This window comes from Longispora urticae (assembly GCF_053902585.1).
The window spans coordinates 198991-215831 of the sequence record NZ_JAQZSH010000042.1 but is presented as its reverse complement, the minus strand read 5'-3'; the positions used below and the strand labels follow the sequence as shown (position 1 = coordinate 215831).

The following is a 16841-nucleotide window of genomic DNA, read 5'->3' as shown; positions in this document are numbered from 1 at the left end:
CGGACTTCCCACCAGACCCCTTCGACAGGTACGCGGCGTCAGAGCCGCCCGGCCACCGACAGCGCGAGCGCCGCGAGGACCAGGAGCACGGTCAGCAGCGTGGTGGTGCGCAGGGCCAGTGTTGCCCGCGAGGCGCGTGGCCGGGTGGCGTGGCCGGTGCGCCGGGCCACGTGGCAGCCCCCGCAGCGCCGGCAGAACTCGGCGCGCCAGGTCCCCCGCCCGAGGGCGACCGTCTCGACGGCCTCGTCCACGCTGACCGTCGGGAACCCGGCCGCCCGAAACGGACACGGCCGCTCCACCACCCTCGCCCGGCCCGTGGCGGTCACCGGGCCCGCCGGTGGGGGCGGGTCGCCTCGATGGCTTGCAGGGCTGTGGTCGCCGCGTCGCACGGATAGCGTTCCCGGCGGAGCCACAGCACGCGGCAGCACAGGCACAGGCCGCCCTCGCCGAGACTGTGCGCGGCCAGGATGTGATCGGCGAGGAGCTTGACCAGGGCCGCGAAGGGGGACGGCTCCCCTGCCGGCCGATCCCAGAACTGACCGCGTGACCTGTGGTGCTCGCCCATCGCGCTGACCCTCCTCCGTCTGGGAGGGGCGGCAGGAGTCCGAGACCGGGGAAGTTCGATCGGACTCCCGCCGCACCCACACGGCCTGGGAATCAGCCCGTGACGGAGAAACTACGAGAAGTCGGGCGAAGGATTATTCCGCCAGGTCATAGACACCCAGCCGGGAGGCGACCCTGCGCAGATCGGAGTCGACGGTCCTGCGGCGCGCCCGGTGAACCATCGCGGACACCTCGTCGCGGGCGACCGTCGACAACCGGAAGAACTGCGGGGCCGCCCGCTCGGCGTCCAGGAACGCGGCGAGCGCCTGCCGGTCCCGTCGACCCGTCGCGGCCAGCGCGCGTCCACGGTCCAGGTGGTAGGTGCAGGCCCGGTCCTTGTGCGGTAGTGCCCCGGGGTGGACCTGGTCCGCGAGTTCCAGTGCCCGGTCGGGTTCGCCCGACTCCAGCGCGACCGCCATCCGCCACAGGGTGATGTTCGTCGGGCCGAAGGAGAAGTGCGTGCCGGGGCCGGTCGGTTCGCCCAGGGTCCGGGCCTCGCGTTCGGCCTCGGCGAGGTGTGCGGCCGTGTCCGTGGGGCGGTGCGTGACGGTCGACAGGAACGCGGCGGACAGGTGCAGCATGCCGTAGGCCCGACGGGCCATCGGGTCGGCGGTGTGGGCCTGGAGGGCGGTGGCGGCGTTCTCGGCGAGGGTGGCGGAGGCGCGGGCCTCGATCGGCATGGCGTGTGCCAGGGTGTGCCGGGCGACCCCGACCCATGCGGGGTCGCCCGAGTTCTCGGCGGCCCGGACGCACAGCTCGGCGGCGTGCCAGGCGAGGTCCCGGTATCCGATCGCACGCAGCAGCGAGGACGTCAGGTAGGCGCCCTCGGCGAGGTCCGCCGGTCCGGTCCACGCGAGATCGTGCAGCAGGTCGGGCAACAGTGGCGCGAATCCGCCGAAGTCGCACTCCTGCCGGAGCGCCATCACCTGCCGGGCTGCGGCCCTGGTCTCCTCGGGTGTGCGGCGCGCCGGCCGGCGCTCACCGTGCAGGAGTTCGGCGACCGCGACCCGGATCGCCGGCACCGCAGCGACGGCCTGGGACCTGCGCGGATCGGCGGGGTCGCCCGGCTGGTCGAGGAGCTGGGCGACGGTGATGTCCAGCGCGCCCGCGATCGCGACCAGGGTCGCCCGGCGGTCGACCGTCTTGACGCCCTTCTCCACCTTTGAGATGTAGGACTGCGAACAGCCCGACAGGCCCGCCAGGACCTCCTGGGTCATCCCGCCGCGCACGCGACGCCAGTACCGGATCCGCTGCCCGAGGAACTCCATGCCCCGAGCCTACGTCCGCGTCCCACCGGTCGACAGCCCACGATTCCGGCGCGTTCCCTAGGTTCGACGCGCACCTCAGCCGGGCTCCGAATCCGGCGGCGGCGGCGAGCGACGAGGTGGAGCCGGCCGATCGCGGTGCGAGCGAGCCACGAGGCAGGACTGCGGAGTCAGGGAAGATTGAGGGATGGGGCGGGTCGAGTATTGGAATGAGGCTGGGGCGCCGGCGGCCAACAGTCTGGTGCAGGCGTGCGGGGTGCTCGCCGTGGATGGTGGCGGGCGGATCCTGTTGCAGCGGCGACGGGACACCGGGCAGTGGGCGCTGCCGATGGGGAAACAGGAGATCGGGGAGACACCGAGTGCGTGTGCCGTGCGGGAGACACACGAGGAGACCGGCGTCCGGGTCGAGATCACCGGGCTGCTGGGCATCTACTCCGACCCCGGGCACATCGTCGCCTACACGGACGGCGAGGTCCGACAGGAGTATGAGGTCACCTTTCTGGCCCGGCCGACCGGTGGCGCACCGGCCGCGAACGACGAGGCCAGCGACGTCGGCTGGTTCGCACCCGACGAACTCGACATCCTCGACATCCATCCGACGATGCTCCGCCAGATCGGCCACTACCTGGCCGGCCGCTATCCCCATGTCGACTGACGCCACGGCCGACCACCGCCCCGGCTACTTCGAGGGACGGCGGGGCCGGCGATGGCGGCTGGCAACGTCAGGTGGGGGGCGGTACCTCGTAATCAGAAAAAGGGTTAGAGGGTTTCGATTTTCAGGTCGCCGGAGGCGTGGCGGGCGCGGATCTGCTTCTTGTCGAACTTGCCGACCGAGGTCTTCGGGACCTCCTCGAGCAGGGTCCAGCGCTCCGGGAGCTGCCAGCGCGGCAGGCGCTCGGCGAGGAAGGCGTGCAGCTCCGTGAAGGACACGGCCGCGTCCTGGCGGAACACGACCGTCGCCAGCGGGCGTTCGCCCCACTTGTCGTCGGGGACGCCGACGACGGCCGCCTCCAGGACCGACGGGTGGGCCATGATGTGGTTCTCCAGTTCCACAGAGGAGATCCACTCGCCGCCGGACTTGATGACGTCCTTGGAGCGGTCGGTCAGTGTGAGGAAGCCGTCGGGGCTGATCCGGCCGACGTCGCCGGTGCGGAGCCAGCCGTCGGGGAACACCTCGCCCCGGTAGTAGCCGGCGGTGATCCAGGGGCCGCGGACGAGGAGTTCGCCGACGCTGGCGCCGTCGTGGGGCAGGATCTCGCCGTTCGGGCCGAGGAGGCGGGCCTCGACGCCGGCGTGGAACCGGCCCTGGGTGAGGCGGTAGGCCATGACCTGGTCGTCGGGGGTGCCCAGCGGCGCGCGGGCCAGGGAGCCCAGCGGGGACATCTCCGTCATGCCCCAGGCGTGCAGCAGGGTCACGCCGTGCCGGTCGTAGGCCTCCATCAGGCTGGGCGGGCAGGCCGAGCCGCCGATGATCGCCTCGGTGATGGACGACAGGTCGCCGCCGGTGGCCTCGACGTGCTGGAGCAGGCCCTGCCAGATGGTCGGCACGCCGCCGGCCTTGTTCGGGCGGGTGGCGGCGATGAACGCGGCCAGCGGCTCCGGGGTGAGGAACCTGTCCGGCATGGCGAGGCCCGCGCCGGCCAGGAACGCCGAGTACGGCAGGCCCCAGGCCAGCACGTGGAACTGGGGCACGATGCCCAGGATCAGGTCGCGGGAGGAGATGGCGAACACGTCCGGCATGACGCTGGCCATCGAGTGCAGGTAGATGGAGCGGTGGCTGTAGACCACGCCCTTGGGTTCGCCGGTGGTGCCGGAGGTGTAGCACATCGCGGCGGCGGTGTTCTCGTCCAGCACCGGCCACGGGTACGTGCCGGGGCGGTCGCCGATCAGCTCCGAGTACAGGTGGAAGTTCTGGCCCTCGGGCTGCTCGAACGCCCCGTTGACGATGACGTGCTCGACGCCGGGCAGGTGCGGGAGGAGCTTGACGAAGCCGGGCAGCAGGGAGTTGTCGACGATGACGACCCGGTCCTCGGCGTGCCGGGCGGTGTAGATGATCTGGTCGGCGGGCAGCCGGATGTTCAGCGGGTGCAGGACGGCGCCCATGCAGGGCACCGCGTAGTACGCCTCGACGTGTTCCTGGTTGTTCCACATGAACGTGGCCACCCGGTCGCCCTCGCCGATCCCGAGCTCGGCCAGGGCGTGCGCGAGGCGGGCGGCGTTCGCGGCGACGTGCGCGAAGCTGGACTCCCGGTAGCCGCCCGGCTCGGCGGTGAGGAGGCGGGCGGTGCCGTGCACGGTGCCGCCGTACTCCAGGAGCCGGGAGAGGTTGAGCGGGACATCCTGCATCGTACTGCGCATAACGGAACCCCCAGGGTCGACGATTACTCATCAGTATGGTGTCTCAGGTCACACTGGGGGAAGGTGTAACCCGCCGGGACGCGGCCCCGGATCGCACCTCCGGGGCCGCGTCGGACTCAGGTCGGCCAGGTCGGTCGGGGGCCGCGCCCTGGGTTCCGACCGGGATTCAGGCCCGGCTCCGGCCTTTCGGTGGCCAGGCCGGAGCCGGAGCCTGTGGCCCGGGTCAGATCCGGGACGTGAACGTGGACAGGAACAGCTCCGCCTTGGGGTTGCCGGCGTTGTCGAAACAGATCACGTCCACGACGGCGTCCACGCCCGCGTAGCTCCACGCCGACGTCAGGTTGCAGTAGTTGGACGTCGGGCTGTTGGCCGTGAGCTGGGTGGTGGTCTCCTTCGTGCCCAGGTTCGGGTACTTCACGATGTACCGGCCGACCGGGATCGTCGCGCCGATCGTGTTGGCGTTCAGCGCGGTCGGGTAGTTGAAGTTCGTCTGCCCGACGTTGCCGGCGCTCCACACGTAGCCGAAGTACTTCGGCGGGGCGAAGGAACCCAGGACCGTGCGTTCCCGGTGGTAGGACAGGGTGAACTCGGCGTTCGTCGGGGCGCCGGCCTGGTTGTAGCAGTACACCGTGGCCAGGATGTCCGTGCCCGAGGAGCTCCACTTGTAGATGTTGCACCGGCGCGGGGCCGCGTTCGGCTGGATGGCCGTGGCCTGGAGGTTGCCGGAGAGCATCGTGGCGAGGCCGACGCCGTAGAGCTTGAACGTGTACTGGCCGACCCCGATCGGGCCGCCCGCCGCGCCGAGCCCGGTGGAGTTGTAGGAGTCGGTGATGCCGGCGGTGCCGTAGCGCAGGTAGGCGTGGCTGCCCGGCTGGCTGCTCGGCAGCACCCCGGAACTGACGCTCCACATCACGGTGAACGGGGTGTCGTCGGCCGCGCCGCCCGGCTTGTGGCACTGCACGTCCACGATCTCGTCGGTGCCCGACGGGGTCCAGAACACGATCTCGCAATAGTTGCCGGTCCGGTTCACGGGCGTGACGTGCACAAAGCCCTTGGGGGTACCGATGTGCGGGAACTTCACCCGGAACCGGCCCGTCGCGAGCTTGCCACCGGACGCCCAGCTGGCCGGGAACGCGGTCTTCCACGTCCCCCACTGGCGGCTGGTGTTGAGGGTGGTGAAGAGGGGGACGGTGGGGTTGTCGACGAGGGCGAAACCCCACTGGTCGGCGGTGGCGGCCTGGGCCGGGGCGACCGGCCCGAGCACCGCGCCGCATACCGCGACCAGCAGGGCGACTATCAAGGATCTAGCGCGCATGGAGTTCATCCAATCGACATCTGACGATGGTTGACTGGAGGGTCCCACTGTCACGCCAAGGTCACAACGCGCTGTCGCCTTTGCTACAGGGGGGCCGCCCCGGAAGATCCGGAACGGCCCCTTTTCGGGTACTGACCTGGTCAGTCCACACAGGATCGGCGTGGACCGTCCGCGCGGCGGGGTGGCGCGCGGCGCGGGGTTGTGGCGCGGGTCGCCCGTGGGCTAGAAGGCGCGGGTGACCGTGATCGTGACGTTCGAGCAGCCGTTGGCCAGGGTGGTCAGGGCCGACTTCTCGGCGGAGTCGACGGTCAGCCGCCAGCGGAGCTTGGTCGCGACCCACTCGCCGACGTAACGGCACTTCTCCAGCTGCGGCATCCACGTCGCCGGGTCCTGGTCGCCCTTGGCCTGGTTGACGTTGTCGGTCACCGCGACCAGCGAGCGCACGTCGCCCAGGTCGTTGGCGAACAGCTGGCGGCGCGCCGTGGTCCAGCTCCGCGCGCCGGAGTCCCAGGCCTCCGCGAGCGGTACGAAGTGGTCGATGTCCAGGTCGGCGGGGTTGGTCCAGGAGGCGCCGTCGTAGTAGGAGTACCAGCGGCCGCCGGACAGGGTGCAGCCCGAGCCGACCGAGGGGGTGGTGGTGGCCTCGGCGATGAGGACCTCGTAACGGGTGTTGCAGCCGTCGCTGTCTGCGTCCACCCAGTGCGGGAACAGGTCGCGGCTGTAGCCGGTGCGGACCTCGGCGGCGACCGGGAGGCCGGCGACGGCGGTGCGCAGCGGCTGGGAGACGGTGTCGGCCCAGGCGGGGGTGGCGAGCAGGGTGCCGGCGACGGCGGCGGTGAGCAGGGTGGCGAGGCGGGCGAGGGTTCGCGTCATGCACGCATCGTGTTATTTGTCCACTATAGACAACAACGTACGGGATCCGAACGGCGGCGGAACGGTGGGCGACCGGCGGCGGACAGCTGGGACTCCGGCGGATCCGGGGACGCGAGGCCGGCACGGGTCCGCCGGGAGCAGCGGGGATGCGGACCGGACCACGTCGTCGGATGGCGGGTGGCGCGGGACGGCGCGTGAGAGGGGGCCGCTCCGGGGTCAGGCGACGCGGGTGATCAGGGACGGGCCGTTGTTGCGGACGTTGTTCACCTCGCGCGACACCTCGTCCGCGACCACCAGGCTCGTCGCCGGGACCAGCAGGGCGCGCAGCGCGTCGGAGTCGTGGCCGGCCGGGGACAGCCAGGCGTCGTACGCGTCGGCGGGGACCACGAGCGGCGCGCGGTCGTGCACCTTGCCCGCCTCGTCGGTGGCGACCGTGGTCAGCACGACCGCCGACCACAGCCACGCGTCCGGGTCCTCCTTCGGCAGGGCCGGGTCGCGCCACAGCTCGTAGAGGGCCGCCAGGGCGAGGACGCCGTCGTCGGGGCGGTGCATGTAGAAGGGGGTCTTCTCCGGAGTCCACTCGTAGAAGCCGTCCGCCGGGAGGATCGCGCGGCGCTTCTCCCAGGCCTTGCGGTACGCCGGCTTCTCGTCCGCCGACTCCAGCCGGGCGTTGATCAGCTTGCGGCCGATGTTGACGTCCTTGGCCCAGGACGGGACCAGGCCCCAGCGGACCGCGCGCAGCTGGCGCTCCGGGTGGTCCTCGTGGATCCGGTCGAGGACCGCGTACACCTGCTTGGTGGGGGCCACGTTGAAGTCGGGCTCCAGCACCTCGGACACGGCGACCCGGTCGACGCCGAACTCCTCGACGATCGCCTCGGGGGCGAGCCGGGACACGTACCTGCCGCACATGCCCCCATCCTGCCCGAAGACCGGCCCGGGCGGGCGCCGGACGGCGGAGCCGGCGGGCGTCTGGCGCGCGTGGCGGGTGGCGGGTGGCAGCGGGTGGCGGGTGGCTGGTTGCGTCCGGCGGCGGGCGCCTCCGCGCGCTGGCGCGTGCCCTCCGCGCGGCGGGCGGGCGCTGCCCCGTGCCCTCCGCGCGGCGGGCGGGCGCTGCCCCGTGCCCTCCGCGCGGCGGGCGGGCGCTGCCCCGTGCCTTCCCCGCGGCGGGCGGGCGCTGACGCGTGCCCTCAGCGTGGTTCCGGCGGGCGTCAGACCGACCGGTACACCTGGCCGTGGGGTTCCAGGCAGTGCCCCTCGGCCGCCGCGTGGTCCACCTGGAGCGTGGTGTGGTCCAGGTGGTGGCCCTCGCGGAGCAGCACCTCGATCTCGGCCTGCACCGCGTGGCAGTCCCCGCCGCGGTCGACCAGGATGTGCGCCGACAGCGCCGGCTGCCCCGAGGTGATCTGCCAGACGTGCAGGTCGTGCACCTCGGCGACCCCCCGGACGGCGGCGAGCTCCGCGCCCAGCGCCTCCGGGTCCAGGCCGGCCGGGGCGGCCTCCAGCAGGATCCGGCCGGACTCGCGGAGCAGGCCCACGCCGGCCTTCACCATCAGGGCGACCACGATCAGGGTGGCGATCCCGTCGGCCCGGGTGAAGCCGGTGAGCAGCACGAGCAGGCCGGCGACGGCGGTGGCGACGAAGGCGAACAGGTCGTTGAGGACGTGCTGGAACGCGCCCTCGACGTTGAGGCTGGACCGGTTCGCCTTGCTCAGGCACCACGCCGCCGCGATGTTGACCACGATGCCGGCCATCGCGGTGACCAGCATCAGCCCGCCCTTGACCTCGGGCGGGTCGATCAGGCGCTCGATCGACTCGTACGCCAGCCAGGCGCCGAGCAGCAGCAGGCTCAGCCCGTTGGCCTGCGCCGAGAGGATCTCCGCCCGCTTGAGCCCGAAGGTGTACCCGCCGCGCGGCGGCCGGGCCGCGAGCCGCATCGCGATCAGCGCCAGGACGATCGCGGCCGCGTCGGTGAGCATGTGCGCGGCGTCGGAGATCAGGGCCAGGGACTGGGCGAGGAGGCCCACGACGACCTCGACGGCCATGAAGCCGGTGATCAGGACGAGGGCGATGGTCAGCCAGCGGCGGTCGGCGTCGGCGGAGACTCCGTGCGAGTGGGAATGGCCGTGGCCGTGGGAGTGGTCGTGGCTCATCGGGCGTCCTGGTCTGCGGGGTGGAGCCCGGCGGGCTCGGCGGCTACGGGAAGGGGCGTTCCGGGGCGGCGGTGCGGCGTGACGTGCTCGGTCCGGTGGGCGTCGTCGGCGGCCGGGTGCCCGACCACGGGCGGCAGCGGCACGGAGCTGACTCCGGACCGGGCCAGGCGGGTGTCCGCGGCCGGCGGGGGTGCCTCCGTCGCCGGCACCCGCCCACCGGGCGCAGGTCCCTCTCCCCCGTCGGGGGGCGGGCCGTCGGCCTCGGGGTGGGGTTCCACGGCGAGGACGACGCCGAGCAGGTCGCCGAGCGCGTGGGTGAGCCGGGGGTCGGCGATCTCGTAGCGGACCTTGCGGCCCTCCCACGACGCGACGACGAGGCCACAACCACGCAGACAGGACAGGTGGTTACTGATCTTCGACCGGGACTCGCCGAGCCGGTCGGCCAGCTCGCTAGGGTAGGCCGGCGCGGCGGCCAGCTCCACGAGGATGCGGCACCGGGTCTCGTCCGCGAGGGCCCGGCCGATCCGGGTCATGGCGTCGAGATGGGTCTCAGCGGTCAGCACGCCTGAACCATACAGGATGTGCTGAACCATTACCAGACCCTAACCCGCGCGGAGCACCTCCAGGACCACCGGGTCGATCCTGCCCTCCACCAGGCGCTCCTCCATGTTCGCCGAGCCCGCCCAGGCCGCGAGTCCGGCGTCCAGGCCGCGGTCCACGGCGTACCCGAGGGCGGTCAGGCGCGCCGTGACCTCCTCGGCCACCGCGCCCTCCAGGGGCAGCAGCGACTCCGGGTCGGCGTGCCCGAACAGCTGGTCGTGCAGCACGTACAGGCGGGCCAGCTCGGCCACCGGGTCCTTGTGGTCGTCCACCCGCAGGTCCACGGCCACGTCGCTCCCGCCGCCGTAGCCGCCGCCCGGGGAGACGACGTACAGCGCCGCGCTCTGCCGGCCCCGGCTGTCCCCGCCGGCCGCCTCGCCCGCCGCCAGCGCGCGCAGCAGCCGCTCCGGGAAGGGCAGGTCCGCGCTGCCCAGCCAGGAGCGTTCCATCTCGGCGACCACCTCGGGGCCGGTCAGGATGTTGCCCTGGATCGCGTAACCGTCCCCCGCCAGGCCGCCGGCCCAGTCGAAACACCCCTCACCGGTGTACGTGGCCCCCTCGCCCGTCGGCGCCACCACCCCGAGCTGGCGGTCCGCGCGGCCCTGGTCGGCGGCGGTCAGGCCCGCGACGACGTCGGCGGCGGTCAGCCCGGTGCGGAGCAGCGCGAGGGCCTGGGGCCGGTACGCCAGGTTCGCGTACGCCTGGGTGGCCAGCGCGCCGACCCCGGCCTCGGCGGCGGGGACGGCCATGCCCACGGCGAGGAACTTGCTGGCCACGGCCACGCCGAGCGCGGATCCGTCGGCCGAGCGGGCGACGATGGAGTAGGTCATGGGCCGGAGCCTACCGATCGTTCAGGGGGCTGCCCACCCCCCGAGCGGCGCTTCGGAACCGACCCGTCGGACGGTGCCGGGCGCGCCGGGCCGACGCCGTGGTCAGTGCCTTCAGGTGCCGGGGACCGCTCACCGTAATCATCTGAAAGCAGTTGATCGGGGGGGTTAGAGCCAGCCGCGTTCCTCGGCGATCCGGGCCGCCTCCGGGGAGGTGCGGGCGCCCGTCTTGCCGATCGCCGAGGACAGGTGGTTGCGGACCGTGCCCTCCGAGAGGCGCAGTGCCCGGGCCAGGTCGGAGACGGTGCCGCCGGCCACCGCGGCGAGGAGGACCTCGTGTTCGCGCGGGGTGAGCGGGCTCGCGCCCGTGGCCAGGGACTCGGCGGCGAGGGCGGGGTCGACGACCCGGAGGCCGGCGTGCACCCGGCGGACCGCGTCGACCAGCTGCTCCGGGGGCGCGTCCTTCACCACGAAGCCGACGGCCCCGGCGGCCATGGCCCGGGCGAGGTACCCGGGGCGGCCGAACGTCGTGCAGATGACGATCCGGACCGCCGGCAGGGCGCGGTGCAGTTCGGCGGCGGCGGTCAGACCGTCCTTGCCGGGCATCTGGACGTCGAGGAGCGCCACGTCGGGGAGGGTCTCCCGGGCGGCGGGCAGCACCTCGTCGCCCGAGGCCACCTGGGCGACGATCTCGATGTCCGCCTCCAGGCTGAGCATCGCGGCCAGTGCGCCCCGGACGAGCGCCTGGTCGTCGGCGAGCAGTACCCGGATCATGCCTTCTCCTCCACGGACGCCCTGATCATGAAACCGCCGCCGGGCACGGGGCCCGCGTCGAGGGTGCCGCCGACGGCCGCCAGACGTTCGCGGAGGCCGGTGAGGCCGTTGCCGGGGAGGGCGGCCGGACGCGCGGTCCCGTCGGTGGCCGCCTCGGCCGGGCCGTGGTCGCGGACCTCCAGCCAGGTCGCCCCCAGCCGGATCTCACACCGGGTCGCCCCCGAGTGCCGCAACACGTTGGTGACCCCTTCCCGGACCACGTACGCGAAGGACTCCTGCAGCTCCGGCGGCACGTCGTCCACTGCCTGCGGCAGGTCCGCCACGATGTCGGCGGCGGCGAGGGCCACGTTCGCGCCGGCGAGCTCGGCGGCCAGGGAGGCCTTCCGGTACCCGGAGACCGTCGCCCGGACCTCCGTCAGCGCCTGTCGGGACAGCCGTTCCAGGTCGGCGATCTCGGCGACGGCCCGGTCCACGCCGGTCGGGTCGGACTCCAGGATCCGCCGGGCCAGGCCCGCCTTCACCGTGATCGTGGTCAGGCTGTGCCCGAGGACGTCGTGCAGGTCCCGGGCGACCCGGGCCCGTTCCTCGCTCACGGCCATCGCGGCCAACTCGTGCCGGGCGGTGTGCAGCTCCCGGTTGACCGTCATCAGCCGGCCCATCAGACCCACCGAGGCGGCGATGGCCAGCAGGCCCAGCCACGCGCCCATCACCTCCTGGCCGGTGACCACCATCGCCGCCAGCAGTCCCGCCATCAGACCGCCGGTCAGGCCGACCGCCCAGCGGAACGGCAGCATCACGGACAGCGGGCCGATGATGTACGTCGCGAGCATCATCGTGCCCAGCCCGCCGATGACCAGCAGCGCGACGAGCAGCACGGTCAGCCAGCCGACCAGGGCGAGCTTGCGGGGCAGGGGCGCGTTCCACAGCGCGAGGACGCCGAAGCCGTAGCTCAGGCCGTAGACGGCGAGGATCGCGAGGTGCACGGCCTTCGCGGTCGTCGAGGTGTCGTCGGCGCGGAGGATGTCGACCGCGAACGAGAGCAGGAACAGCGAGAAGAACACCGTGACCACGATGCCGACCCGGCGGCCGAGAGGGCCGCGCACGGCGCCCGGCGCCGGGGGTACCGGCGCCGGGCGGGTGGAAGTCGTCATATCGGGAGACTAGACGCGGGCCGAGTCGGTCACGTACCGGCGGGCGGCCAGCAGACCGGCCAGCACGGCGTACCCGCCCAGGACCGCCGCCGCCGTGCCGAGCACCGGGTGCGGGGCGAAGGCGGCCTGGCCGACCTCGCGGAGCCAGTACGTCGGCGTGATCTTCATGATGTTCTGCATCCAGTCGGGCACGATCTGCGCCGGGATCCACATGCCGCCCAGCAGGCCGAGCACCATCATCAGGCCGCTGACGATCGGCTGGAGGCTGTCGACCGTGGCGTACTGGCCGATCATGATGCCGAGCACCGCGAACGGGGCGGCGGCGAGCCACAGCCCGATGATCAGCCGGGCCCACTGGCCGCCGCTGAGGTCCACGCCCTGGATGACGCCGAGCAGCGAGACCAGGGCGATGGTCGGGAACGCCATCAGCATGGCGAGCAGCCCCTTGGTCAGCATGTAGGTCACGCCCGACATCGGGGTGAGCCGCAGTTGGCGCTGCCAGCCGATCCCGCGCTCCATGGCGATCTGCGCGCCGGTGGACAGGGCCGCGCCCATCGAACCGTAGCCGGCCATGGCGACCATCAGGGACGCGGCGACCGGGGAGCCGTCGGGGTAGGTGGCCCCGTTCTTGGCCCACAGGCCGCAGTAGATGAGGAACAGCACCGAGGGCATCACGACCGTGAAGACCGTGAAACGGCTGTTGCGGAGTACGAGGCGGGCCTCGATGGCCAGGTAGCGGAGGTTCATCGGGCGTCCTCTCCGGTGAGCGCGAGGAACGCGTCCTCGAGGTTGACAGCGGTGATCTCGATGTCGTGGGCTTCGGGGTGGCGGTGCAGCAGGGCGCGGACGGTCGCGTCGGAGTCCGCGCAGCTCAGGACCGCGCGGCCGTCGCGGAGTTCCAGCGAGGTGACCCCGGGCAGGGCCGCGAGCTGGGCCTCGGTGGCGTCGGGGACGACCGCCCGGAGGGTACGACCGGACGCGGCGGACCGGACCTGCGCCACGGTGCCGTCGGCGATCACCCGGCCGGCGCGGAGCAGGACGACCCGGTCGGCGTACTCCTCCGCCTCCTCCAGGTAGTGGGTGGCGAACAGCACCGTGCGCCCCGCGTCGGTGTACTCCCGCATCGACCGCCAGAACTGCCGCCGGATCTCGACGTCCATGGCGACCGTCGGCTCGTCCAGTACCAGCAGATCGGGGTCGCTCACCATCGCGAGCGCGAACCGGACCCGCTGCTTCTGCCCGCCGGACAGCTTGCCGCACTTCTGCTTCGCGATGTCGGTGATGCCGACGGTGGCCATCGTCGGGGCGACCCGTTCGGGCTTGCCGTGCAGGGTGGCGACGATCTCGATCGTCTCGCGGACCGTGGCGTTGGCCCGCAGGTTGTCCTTCTGGAGCATCGCGCCGATCACGCCGGCCCGGACCGCCTCGCGCGGCGTCTTACCGAAGATCCGGACGTCGCCCGCATCGGGCCGGCTCAGGCCGAGGAGCATGTCGACGGTGGTGGACTTGCCGGCCCCGTTCGGGCCCAGGAGGGCGACGACCTCGCCGGGGGCGATGGTGAGGTCGATGCCGTCGACGGCGCGGAGGTCGCCGTAGCGCTTGTGCAGTCCGGTCAGACTGACGGCCGTTCCGGCCTGGACAGTCGCTGTCGTTGTCATGCCCATGACTCTGCCGGGGGTGGGGCGGGTGGGCCTCGGTCGCGAGTCATGATCTTGGCATGACAGTTGTCATGGGCGGGTGGGTGCGGCGCGGACGTCGGCTCGGTCTTGGGTCCGCTCGGTCCCGGGTCGGCACGGCTCCGGGCCCGGTGGTCAGGACTCGTCGAGGGTGATCGTGTCGCCGGACTCCGCCAGCCCGCGCACCCCGGGGTGCAGCGCCCGGGCCGCCAGGAGCTTCGGCAGCAGGTCCCGGTCGGTGGTCATGGCCCGGAACGCCAGCCCCACGGTCACGTCGTGCTCCGGCCGGTGGATCACCTCGACCGGGTCGCCGGCCCGGATCTCCCCGGGCACGATCACCCGCAGGTACGCCCCCGGGACGCCGCGTTCCGTGAACCGCTTCACCCAGCCGCGCTCCCCCAGCCAGCCGGCGAAGGTCCGGCACGGGATCCGGGCGGCCGTCACCTCCAGCACGACCTCCGCGCCGACCCGCCAGCGCTCGCCGACCAGCGCGCCGGTCACGTCGAGGCCGGTCGTCGTCAGGTTCTCGCCGAACACGCCGTCGCGCAGCTCGCGGCCCAGTTCGGCGGCCCAGGTGTCGAGGTCCTCGCGGGCGTAGGCGTACACCGCCTGGTCGTCGCCGCCGTGGTGGCGCAGGTCGCGGATCCGGTCACCGACCAGGCCGCTGCCGCCGACGCCCTTGGGGCCGGGGGCGGCCACGGCCACCGGGCCGGGCACGGGGCGCTTGTCGATGCCGGTCTCGCCGACGCCGGCGTGTTCGGTCGGGGTGATCCGGCCGAGGTTCAGGGAGAGCACGGAAGCCATGATCGCCAGCCTATCCGGCGGGTCCGGGGCGGGTCGCGGGGAATATCTCCGGGTCACGGCCGGCTCTCCGTGGCTCTGTGGCCGGGGGTCAGGGCCGGACCCAGCCCCGGCGCACCGCGAACACCCCCGCCTGGAACCGGCTCTCCGCCCCCAGCCGCTCGACGGCGAGGGAGATCAGCCTCCGCACGGTACGCACCGACACGCCGAGCCGGCGCGCGATGGCCTCGTCCTTCTGCCCGGCGGCGAGCGCGTCGACCACCTGGCGGAGCCGGGCCTCGTCCGCCTCGTCCAGCGGCTCGGCCACCGGCCCGAACAGCTCCGACTCGCGCCACAGCACCTCGAACACCGTCGTGAGCGGGTGCACGAGGGCGGGGCCGTGCAGGACGTACGCGCCCTGGCCGTGCCACGCCGGGTCGTACGGCACCAGGGCCACGTCCTCGTCGACCAGCAGCAGGCGCAGCGGCGGGTCCGGGTGCAGCCGCACCTCGTCGCCCTCGGCCACGCACTCGCGCAGGAAGTCCGCCATGTCCGGATCCGCCGCCGCCGCGACCGACACGATCGTCCGGCTGTGCACGCCGCGCGCCCGGCTCTGCTGGGACATCGCCCGGCCGGCGTCCAGCGCGATCGGCGGCAGCGCGGGTCCCGGGTTGACGCTCCACACCCGGCGCTGCGCGCTCCGGGAGAACTGGTGCATCCGGGACCGGACCGCGTCCGGGCCGCGCAGTTCCTCGATCAGCCCCTCGACGGTACGGCTGCGGCCGCCGATGAACTCCGACACCAGCCCCTCGGCGGAGTCCCGCAGCCCGGACAGCGCCTGGCGACGGGCCTCCAGGGCCTCCTCCTCGCGGGCGATCAGCAGGTCGACGGCGCGTTCGGGGCCGAGGATCTTCACCGGGCCGTCGGGTTCGGGGACCTGCTTGAGGAGTCCGTGCTCGGCGAGTTCGGCGAGCGCGCGGGCAGCGGCGTCGGGGCCGAGCTGCGCCTCGAGTTCGGGGACGGTGGTGGGGTGGGCCAGGAGGATCCGGTAGGCGGACACGGCCACACTGGACACTCCGAACTGCTCGAACACCGGCACCCTCCCCCACCGCGGGGCTCACCGAAGGCCCGGCGGCTGACCGGGCGCGTCGGGTGTCCACTTGTGGACACGCCCTTCTTTGCCAGAGGGAAGCCTTACATTCGCCCGGCCGGGCGCGCAATGATCCCCTCCGGCATACCTGGCCGACGAGGGGGAAGAATGAAACGTTTGGCCGCCATTGTAGGCGGGGGGCTGCTGATCGCGGCGCTGCTGGCCGCCGGGGCCGCCGGTGGGCCGGCCGGGGCGGTGACGCCGTCGGTCTGGCCGCAGCCGTCGCCGTCGGGCACCACGGTGATCAACCCGGAACCGGACGAGCCGGCCGAGTCGCCGAAGCCGTCACCCTCGGAAACGGTGTGGACCCAGCCGCCGTCCCCGTCGGGGACGCCGCCGCCCGGGACGTACCCGTGTGTGCATCCGCCGGTCTACCCGCAGCAGCCGAAGGAGTGCCTGAACAACTGGCTGTGGCCGGAGAAGAAGGCCTGAGCGGCCCCTCGTCCCGGGCGGGGAATGCGTCGTCGCGGGCCCGGCGCGTGTCGTTGCGGGCCGGGCGCCGGTCGTGTCCGGCCGGGGACGTTTCGTCGTCGACCGGGGGCGTGTGGTCGCCGGCCGGGGGCGTGTGGTCGCCAGCCGGGGGCGTTTCGTCGCCGGCCAGGCGCGGGTCGTGTCCGAGCTGAGGGCGCGGAGGAGCCGCCGGTCGTGGTGGGACCGGCGGCTCCGGACTTACCGTTCCTAGTAGACGCGGGTCACCGGGGCGACGAAGGTGTCATCCCGACCGGCGAGGGCCGGCGCGAAGGCGAACAGCGAGTTCACCCGGGACGCCTCGGTGGTGCTGGGGTTCGGGTTGGTGCAGGACGTGCCGGCGCTGCCGCCGGACATCAGGATCGCGCAGTTGCCGTTGTAGTTGTCCGGCAGACCGAGGATGTGGCCCAGCTCGTGCGCGAGGATGCGCAGCGGGCTGTGACCCTGGTTGACCTGGGTGGTGTCGATGTAGACGGTGCCCCGGCCCAGGCCCTGGACGTAGGCGCGGGAACCACCGCTGTTGGTCACGTAGACGCGGATCGTGGGGGTGCCGGTCTTGACGAGCCGCAGGTTGGGGACCCGCTGGTTCCAGATGGCGGCGGCCTGGTCGGTGGTGCCCGAGTACTGGCCGGCACCGCTGGCGTTGTAGACCACGGTCCGGACGGCGAGCGGCGCCGGGGCGGCCGCGGGCGCGGCCTGGGCGATGCCGCCGCCGAAGAGCAGTGCGCTGCTCGCGACCGCGACAGCGATGGTCACGTTCCGCACACCGCGCAGGAAGCTCTTGGGAGTCATGTTCACGCTCCATGATGAGGGGTTCATGTAACAGGGCCTGTTAGGCCTTACACAGATTT

The 16841-nt window shown here is 72.8% G+C and carries 18 protein-coding genes and 1 pseudogene; 2 read left to right on the top strand and 17 right to left on the bottom strand.

Features of this window, described 5'->3' with window-relative positions; genetic code table 11:
- Window positions 1-38: 38 nt before the first annotated feature.
- The 3 genes from PT931_RS30640 to PT931_RS30630 all read right to left on the bottom strand — a co-directional run bounded on the left by PT931_RS30640 (window position 39) and on the right by PT931_RS30630 (window position 1871).
- Window positions 39-299, bottom strand: a complete 261-nt coding sequence (locus PT931_RS30640; RefSeq protein WP_456249196.1) for a hypothetical protein — start codon at window positions 297-299, stop codon at window positions 39-41.
- Window positions 300-322: 23 nt separating this feature from the next.
- Window positions 323-565 (bottom strand): hypothetical protein, encoded by a 243-nt coding sequence (locus PT931_RS30635; protein ID WP_456249195.1) that lies wholly within the window; start codon window positions 563-565, stop codon window positions 323-325.
- Window positions 566-698: 133 nt separating this feature from the next.
- Window positions 699-1871: a helix-turn-helix domain-containing protein gene (locus PT931_RS30630; protein ID WP_456249194.1), complete on the bottom strand. Its 1173-nt coding sequence runs from the start codon at window positions 1869-1871 to the stop codon at window positions 699-701.
- Window positions 1872-2055: 184 nt separating this feature from the next.
- On the opposite strand from PT931_RS30630, the gene PT931_RS30625 reads away from it, so the two are divergent.
- Window positions 2056-2523: an NUDIX domain-containing protein gene (locus tag PT931_RS30625; RefSeq protein ID WP_456249193.1), complete on the top strand. Its 468-nt coding sequence runs from the start codon at window positions 2056-2058 to the stop codon at window positions 2521-2523.
- Between the two features lie 104 nt (window positions 2524-2627).
- Here the strand turns inward: PT931_RS30625 and PT931_RS30620 are convergent, their stop codons facing one another.
- From PT931_RS30620 to PT931_RS30560, 13 genes and pseudogenes are all read right to left on the bottom strand, one after another.
- On the bottom strand, window positions 2628-4226 hold the full coding sequence (locus PT931_RS30620; protein WP_456249192.1) for a long-chain fatty acid--CoA ligase: 1599 nt from the start codon (window positions 4224-4226) through the stop codon (window positions 2628-2630).
- A 223-nt stretch (window positions 4227-4449) separates the two neighbouring features.
- A complete protein-coding gene (locus tag PT931_RS30615; RefSeq protein WP_456249191.1) occupies window positions 4450-5541 on the bottom strand; it encodes a hypothetical protein in 1092 nt (363 codons plus the stop codon).
- 222 nt (window positions 5542-5763) lie between these two features.
- Window positions 5764-6414 (bottom strand): HNH endonuclease family protein, encoded by a 651-nt coding sequence (locus tag PT931_RS30610; RefSeq protein ID WP_456249190.1) that lies wholly within the window; start codon window positions 6412-6414, stop codon window positions 5764-5766.
- Between the two features lie 216 nt (window positions 6415-6630).
- Complete coding sequence (locus PT931_RS30605) at window positions 6631-7323, bottom strand: SOS response-associated peptidase (protein ID WP_456249189.1); 693 nt, start codon at window positions 7321-7323, stop codon at window positions 6631-6633.
- Window positions 7324-7622: 299 nt separating this feature from the next.
- Window positions 7623-8564, bottom strand: a complete 942-nt coding sequence (locus PT931_RS30600) for a cation diffusion facilitator family transporter (protein ID WP_456249188.1) — start codon at window positions 8562-8564, stop codon at window positions 7623-7625.
- Window positions 8565-8818: 254 nt separating this feature from the next.
- Window positions 8819-9157: pseudogene (locus PT931_RS30595) on the bottom strand (ArsR/SmtB family transcription factor); the annotation flags it as partial.
- Between the two features lie 9 nt (window positions 9158-9166).
- Window positions 9167-9994, bottom strand: a complete 828-nt coding sequence (locus PT931_RS30590; protein WP_456249187.1) for a DUF1028 domain-containing protein — start codon at window positions 9992-9994, stop codon at window positions 9167-9169.
- 165 nt (window positions 9995-10159) lie between these two features.
- Window positions 10160-10765 (bottom strand): response regulator, encoded by a 606-nt coding sequence (locus PT931_RS30585; RefSeq protein WP_456249186.1) that lies wholly within the window; start codon window positions 10763-10765, stop codon window positions 10160-10162.
- A complete protein-coding gene (locus PT931_RS30580; protein WP_456249185.1) occupies window positions 10762-11916 on the bottom strand; it encodes a sensor histidine kinase in 1155 nt (384 codons plus the stop codon). The genes PT931_RS30585 and PT931_RS30580 overlap by 4 nt, the downstream gene beginning before the upstream one ends.
- Before the next feature lie 9 nt (window positions 11917-11925).
- Complete coding sequence (locus PT931_RS30575) at window positions 11926-12663, bottom strand: ABC transporter permease (RefSeq protein ID WP_456249184.1); 738 nt, start codon at window positions 12661-12663, stop codon at window positions 11926-11928.
- Window positions 12660-13574, bottom strand: coding sequence for an ABC transporter ATP-binding protein (locus PT931_RS30570; protein ID WP_456249183.1), 915 nt, complete (start codon window positions 13572-13574; stop codon window positions 12660-12662). Before PT931_RS30570 ends, PT931_RS30575 begins: the two co-directional genes overlap by 4 nt.
- 153 nt (window positions 13575-13727) lie before the next feature.
- Window positions 13728-14396 carry an MOSC domain-containing protein gene (locus tag PT931_RS30565; RefSeq protein WP_456249182.1) on the bottom strand — a complete coding sequence of 223 codons (669 nt, stop codon included), beginning with the start codon at window positions 14394-14396 and terminating at the stop codon, window positions 13728-13730.
- Window positions 14397-14484: 88 nt separating this feature from the next.
- Window positions 14485-15465 (bottom strand): helix-turn-helix transcriptional regulator, encoded by a 981-nt coding sequence (locus PT931_RS30560; protein ID WP_456249181.1) that lies wholly within the window; start codon window positions 15463-15465, stop codon window positions 14485-14487.
- 165 nt (window positions 15466-15630) lie between these two features.
- Between PT931_RS30560 and PT931_RS30555 the strand changes: the two genes are divergently transcribed.
- Window positions 15631-15954 carry a hypothetical protein gene (locus PT931_RS30555; RefSeq protein ID WP_456249180.1) on the top strand — a complete coding sequence of 108 codons (324 nt, stop codon included), beginning with the start codon at window positions 15631-15633 and terminating at the stop codon, window positions 15952-15954.
- Between the two features lie 246 nt (window positions 15955-16200).
- Here PT931_RS30555 and PT931_RS30550 read toward each other — a convergent pair whose 3' ends face one another.
- Entirely contained in the window at window positions 16201-16782 is a 582-nt protein-coding gene (locus PT931_RS30550; RefSeq protein WP_456249179.1) for a snapalysin family zinc-dependent metalloprotease, read from the bottom strand.
- Window positions 16783-16841 lie beyond the last annotated feature (59 nt).

Coding starts and splice junctions, on each gene's coding strand:
- PT931_RS30605 (WP_456249189.1), bottom strand. CDS start 7,323: ATGTGCGGCAGGTACGTGTCCCGGCTCGCCCCCGAGGCGATCGTCGAG.
- PT931_RS30610 (WP_456249190.1), bottom strand. CDS start 6,414: ATGACGCGAACCCTCGCCCGCCTCGCCACCCTGCTCACCGCCGCCGTC.
- PT931_RS30590 (WP_456249187.1), bottom strand. CDS start 9,994: ATGACCTACTCCATCGTCGCCCGCTCGGCCGACGGATCCGCGCTCGGC.
- PT931_RS30635 (WP_456249195.1), bottom strand. CDS start 565: ATGGGCGAGCACCACAGGTCACGCGGTCAGTTCTGGGATCGGCCGGCA.
- PT931_RS30620 (WP_456249192.1), bottom strand. CDS start 4,226: ATGCGCAGTACGATGCAGGATGTCCCGCTCAACCTCTCCCGGCTCCTG.
- PT931_RS30615 (WP_456249191.1), bottom strand. CDS start 5,541: ATGCGCGCTAGATCCTTGATAGTCGCCCTGCTGGTCGCGGTATGCGGC.
- PT931_RS30570 (WP_456249183.1), bottom strand. CDS start 13,574: ATGACAACGACAGCGACTGTCCAGGCCGGAACGGCCGTCAGTCTGACC.
- PT931_RS30580 (WP_456249185.1), bottom strand. CDS start 11,916: ATGACGACTTCCACCCGCCCGGCGCCGGTACCCCCGGCGCCGGGCGCC.
- PT931_RS30600 (WP_456249188.1), bottom strand. CDS start 8,564: ATGAGCCACGACCACTCCCACGGCCACGGCCATTCCCACTCGCACGGA.
- PT931_RS30550 (WP_456249179.1), bottom strand. CDS start 16,782: ATGACTCCCAAGAGCTTCCTGCGCGGTGTGCGGAACGTGACCATCGCT.
- PT931_RS30565 (WP_456249182.1), bottom strand. CDS start 14,396: ATGGCTTCCGTGCTCTCCCTGAACCTCGGCCGGATCACCCCGACCGAA.
- PT931_RS30625 (WP_456249193.1), top strand. CDS start 2,056: ATGGGGCGGGTCGAGTATTGGAATGAGGCTGGGGCGCCGGCGGCCAAC.
- PT931_RS30575 (WP_456249184.1), bottom strand. CDS start 12,663: ATGAACCTCCGCTACCTGGCCATCGAGGCCCGCCTCGTACTCCGCAAC.
- PT931_RS30585 (WP_456249186.1), bottom strand. CDS start 10,765: ATGATCCGGGTACTGCTCGCCGACGACCAGGCGCTCGTCCGGGGCGCA.
- PT931_RS30630 (WP_456249194.1), bottom strand. CDS start 1,871: ATGGAGTTCCTCGGGCAGCGGATCCGGTACTGGCGTCGCGTGCGCGGC.
- PT931_RS30555 (WP_456249180.1), top strand. CDS start 15,631: ATGAAACGTTTGGCCGCCATTGTAGGCGGGGGGCTGCTGATCGCGGCG.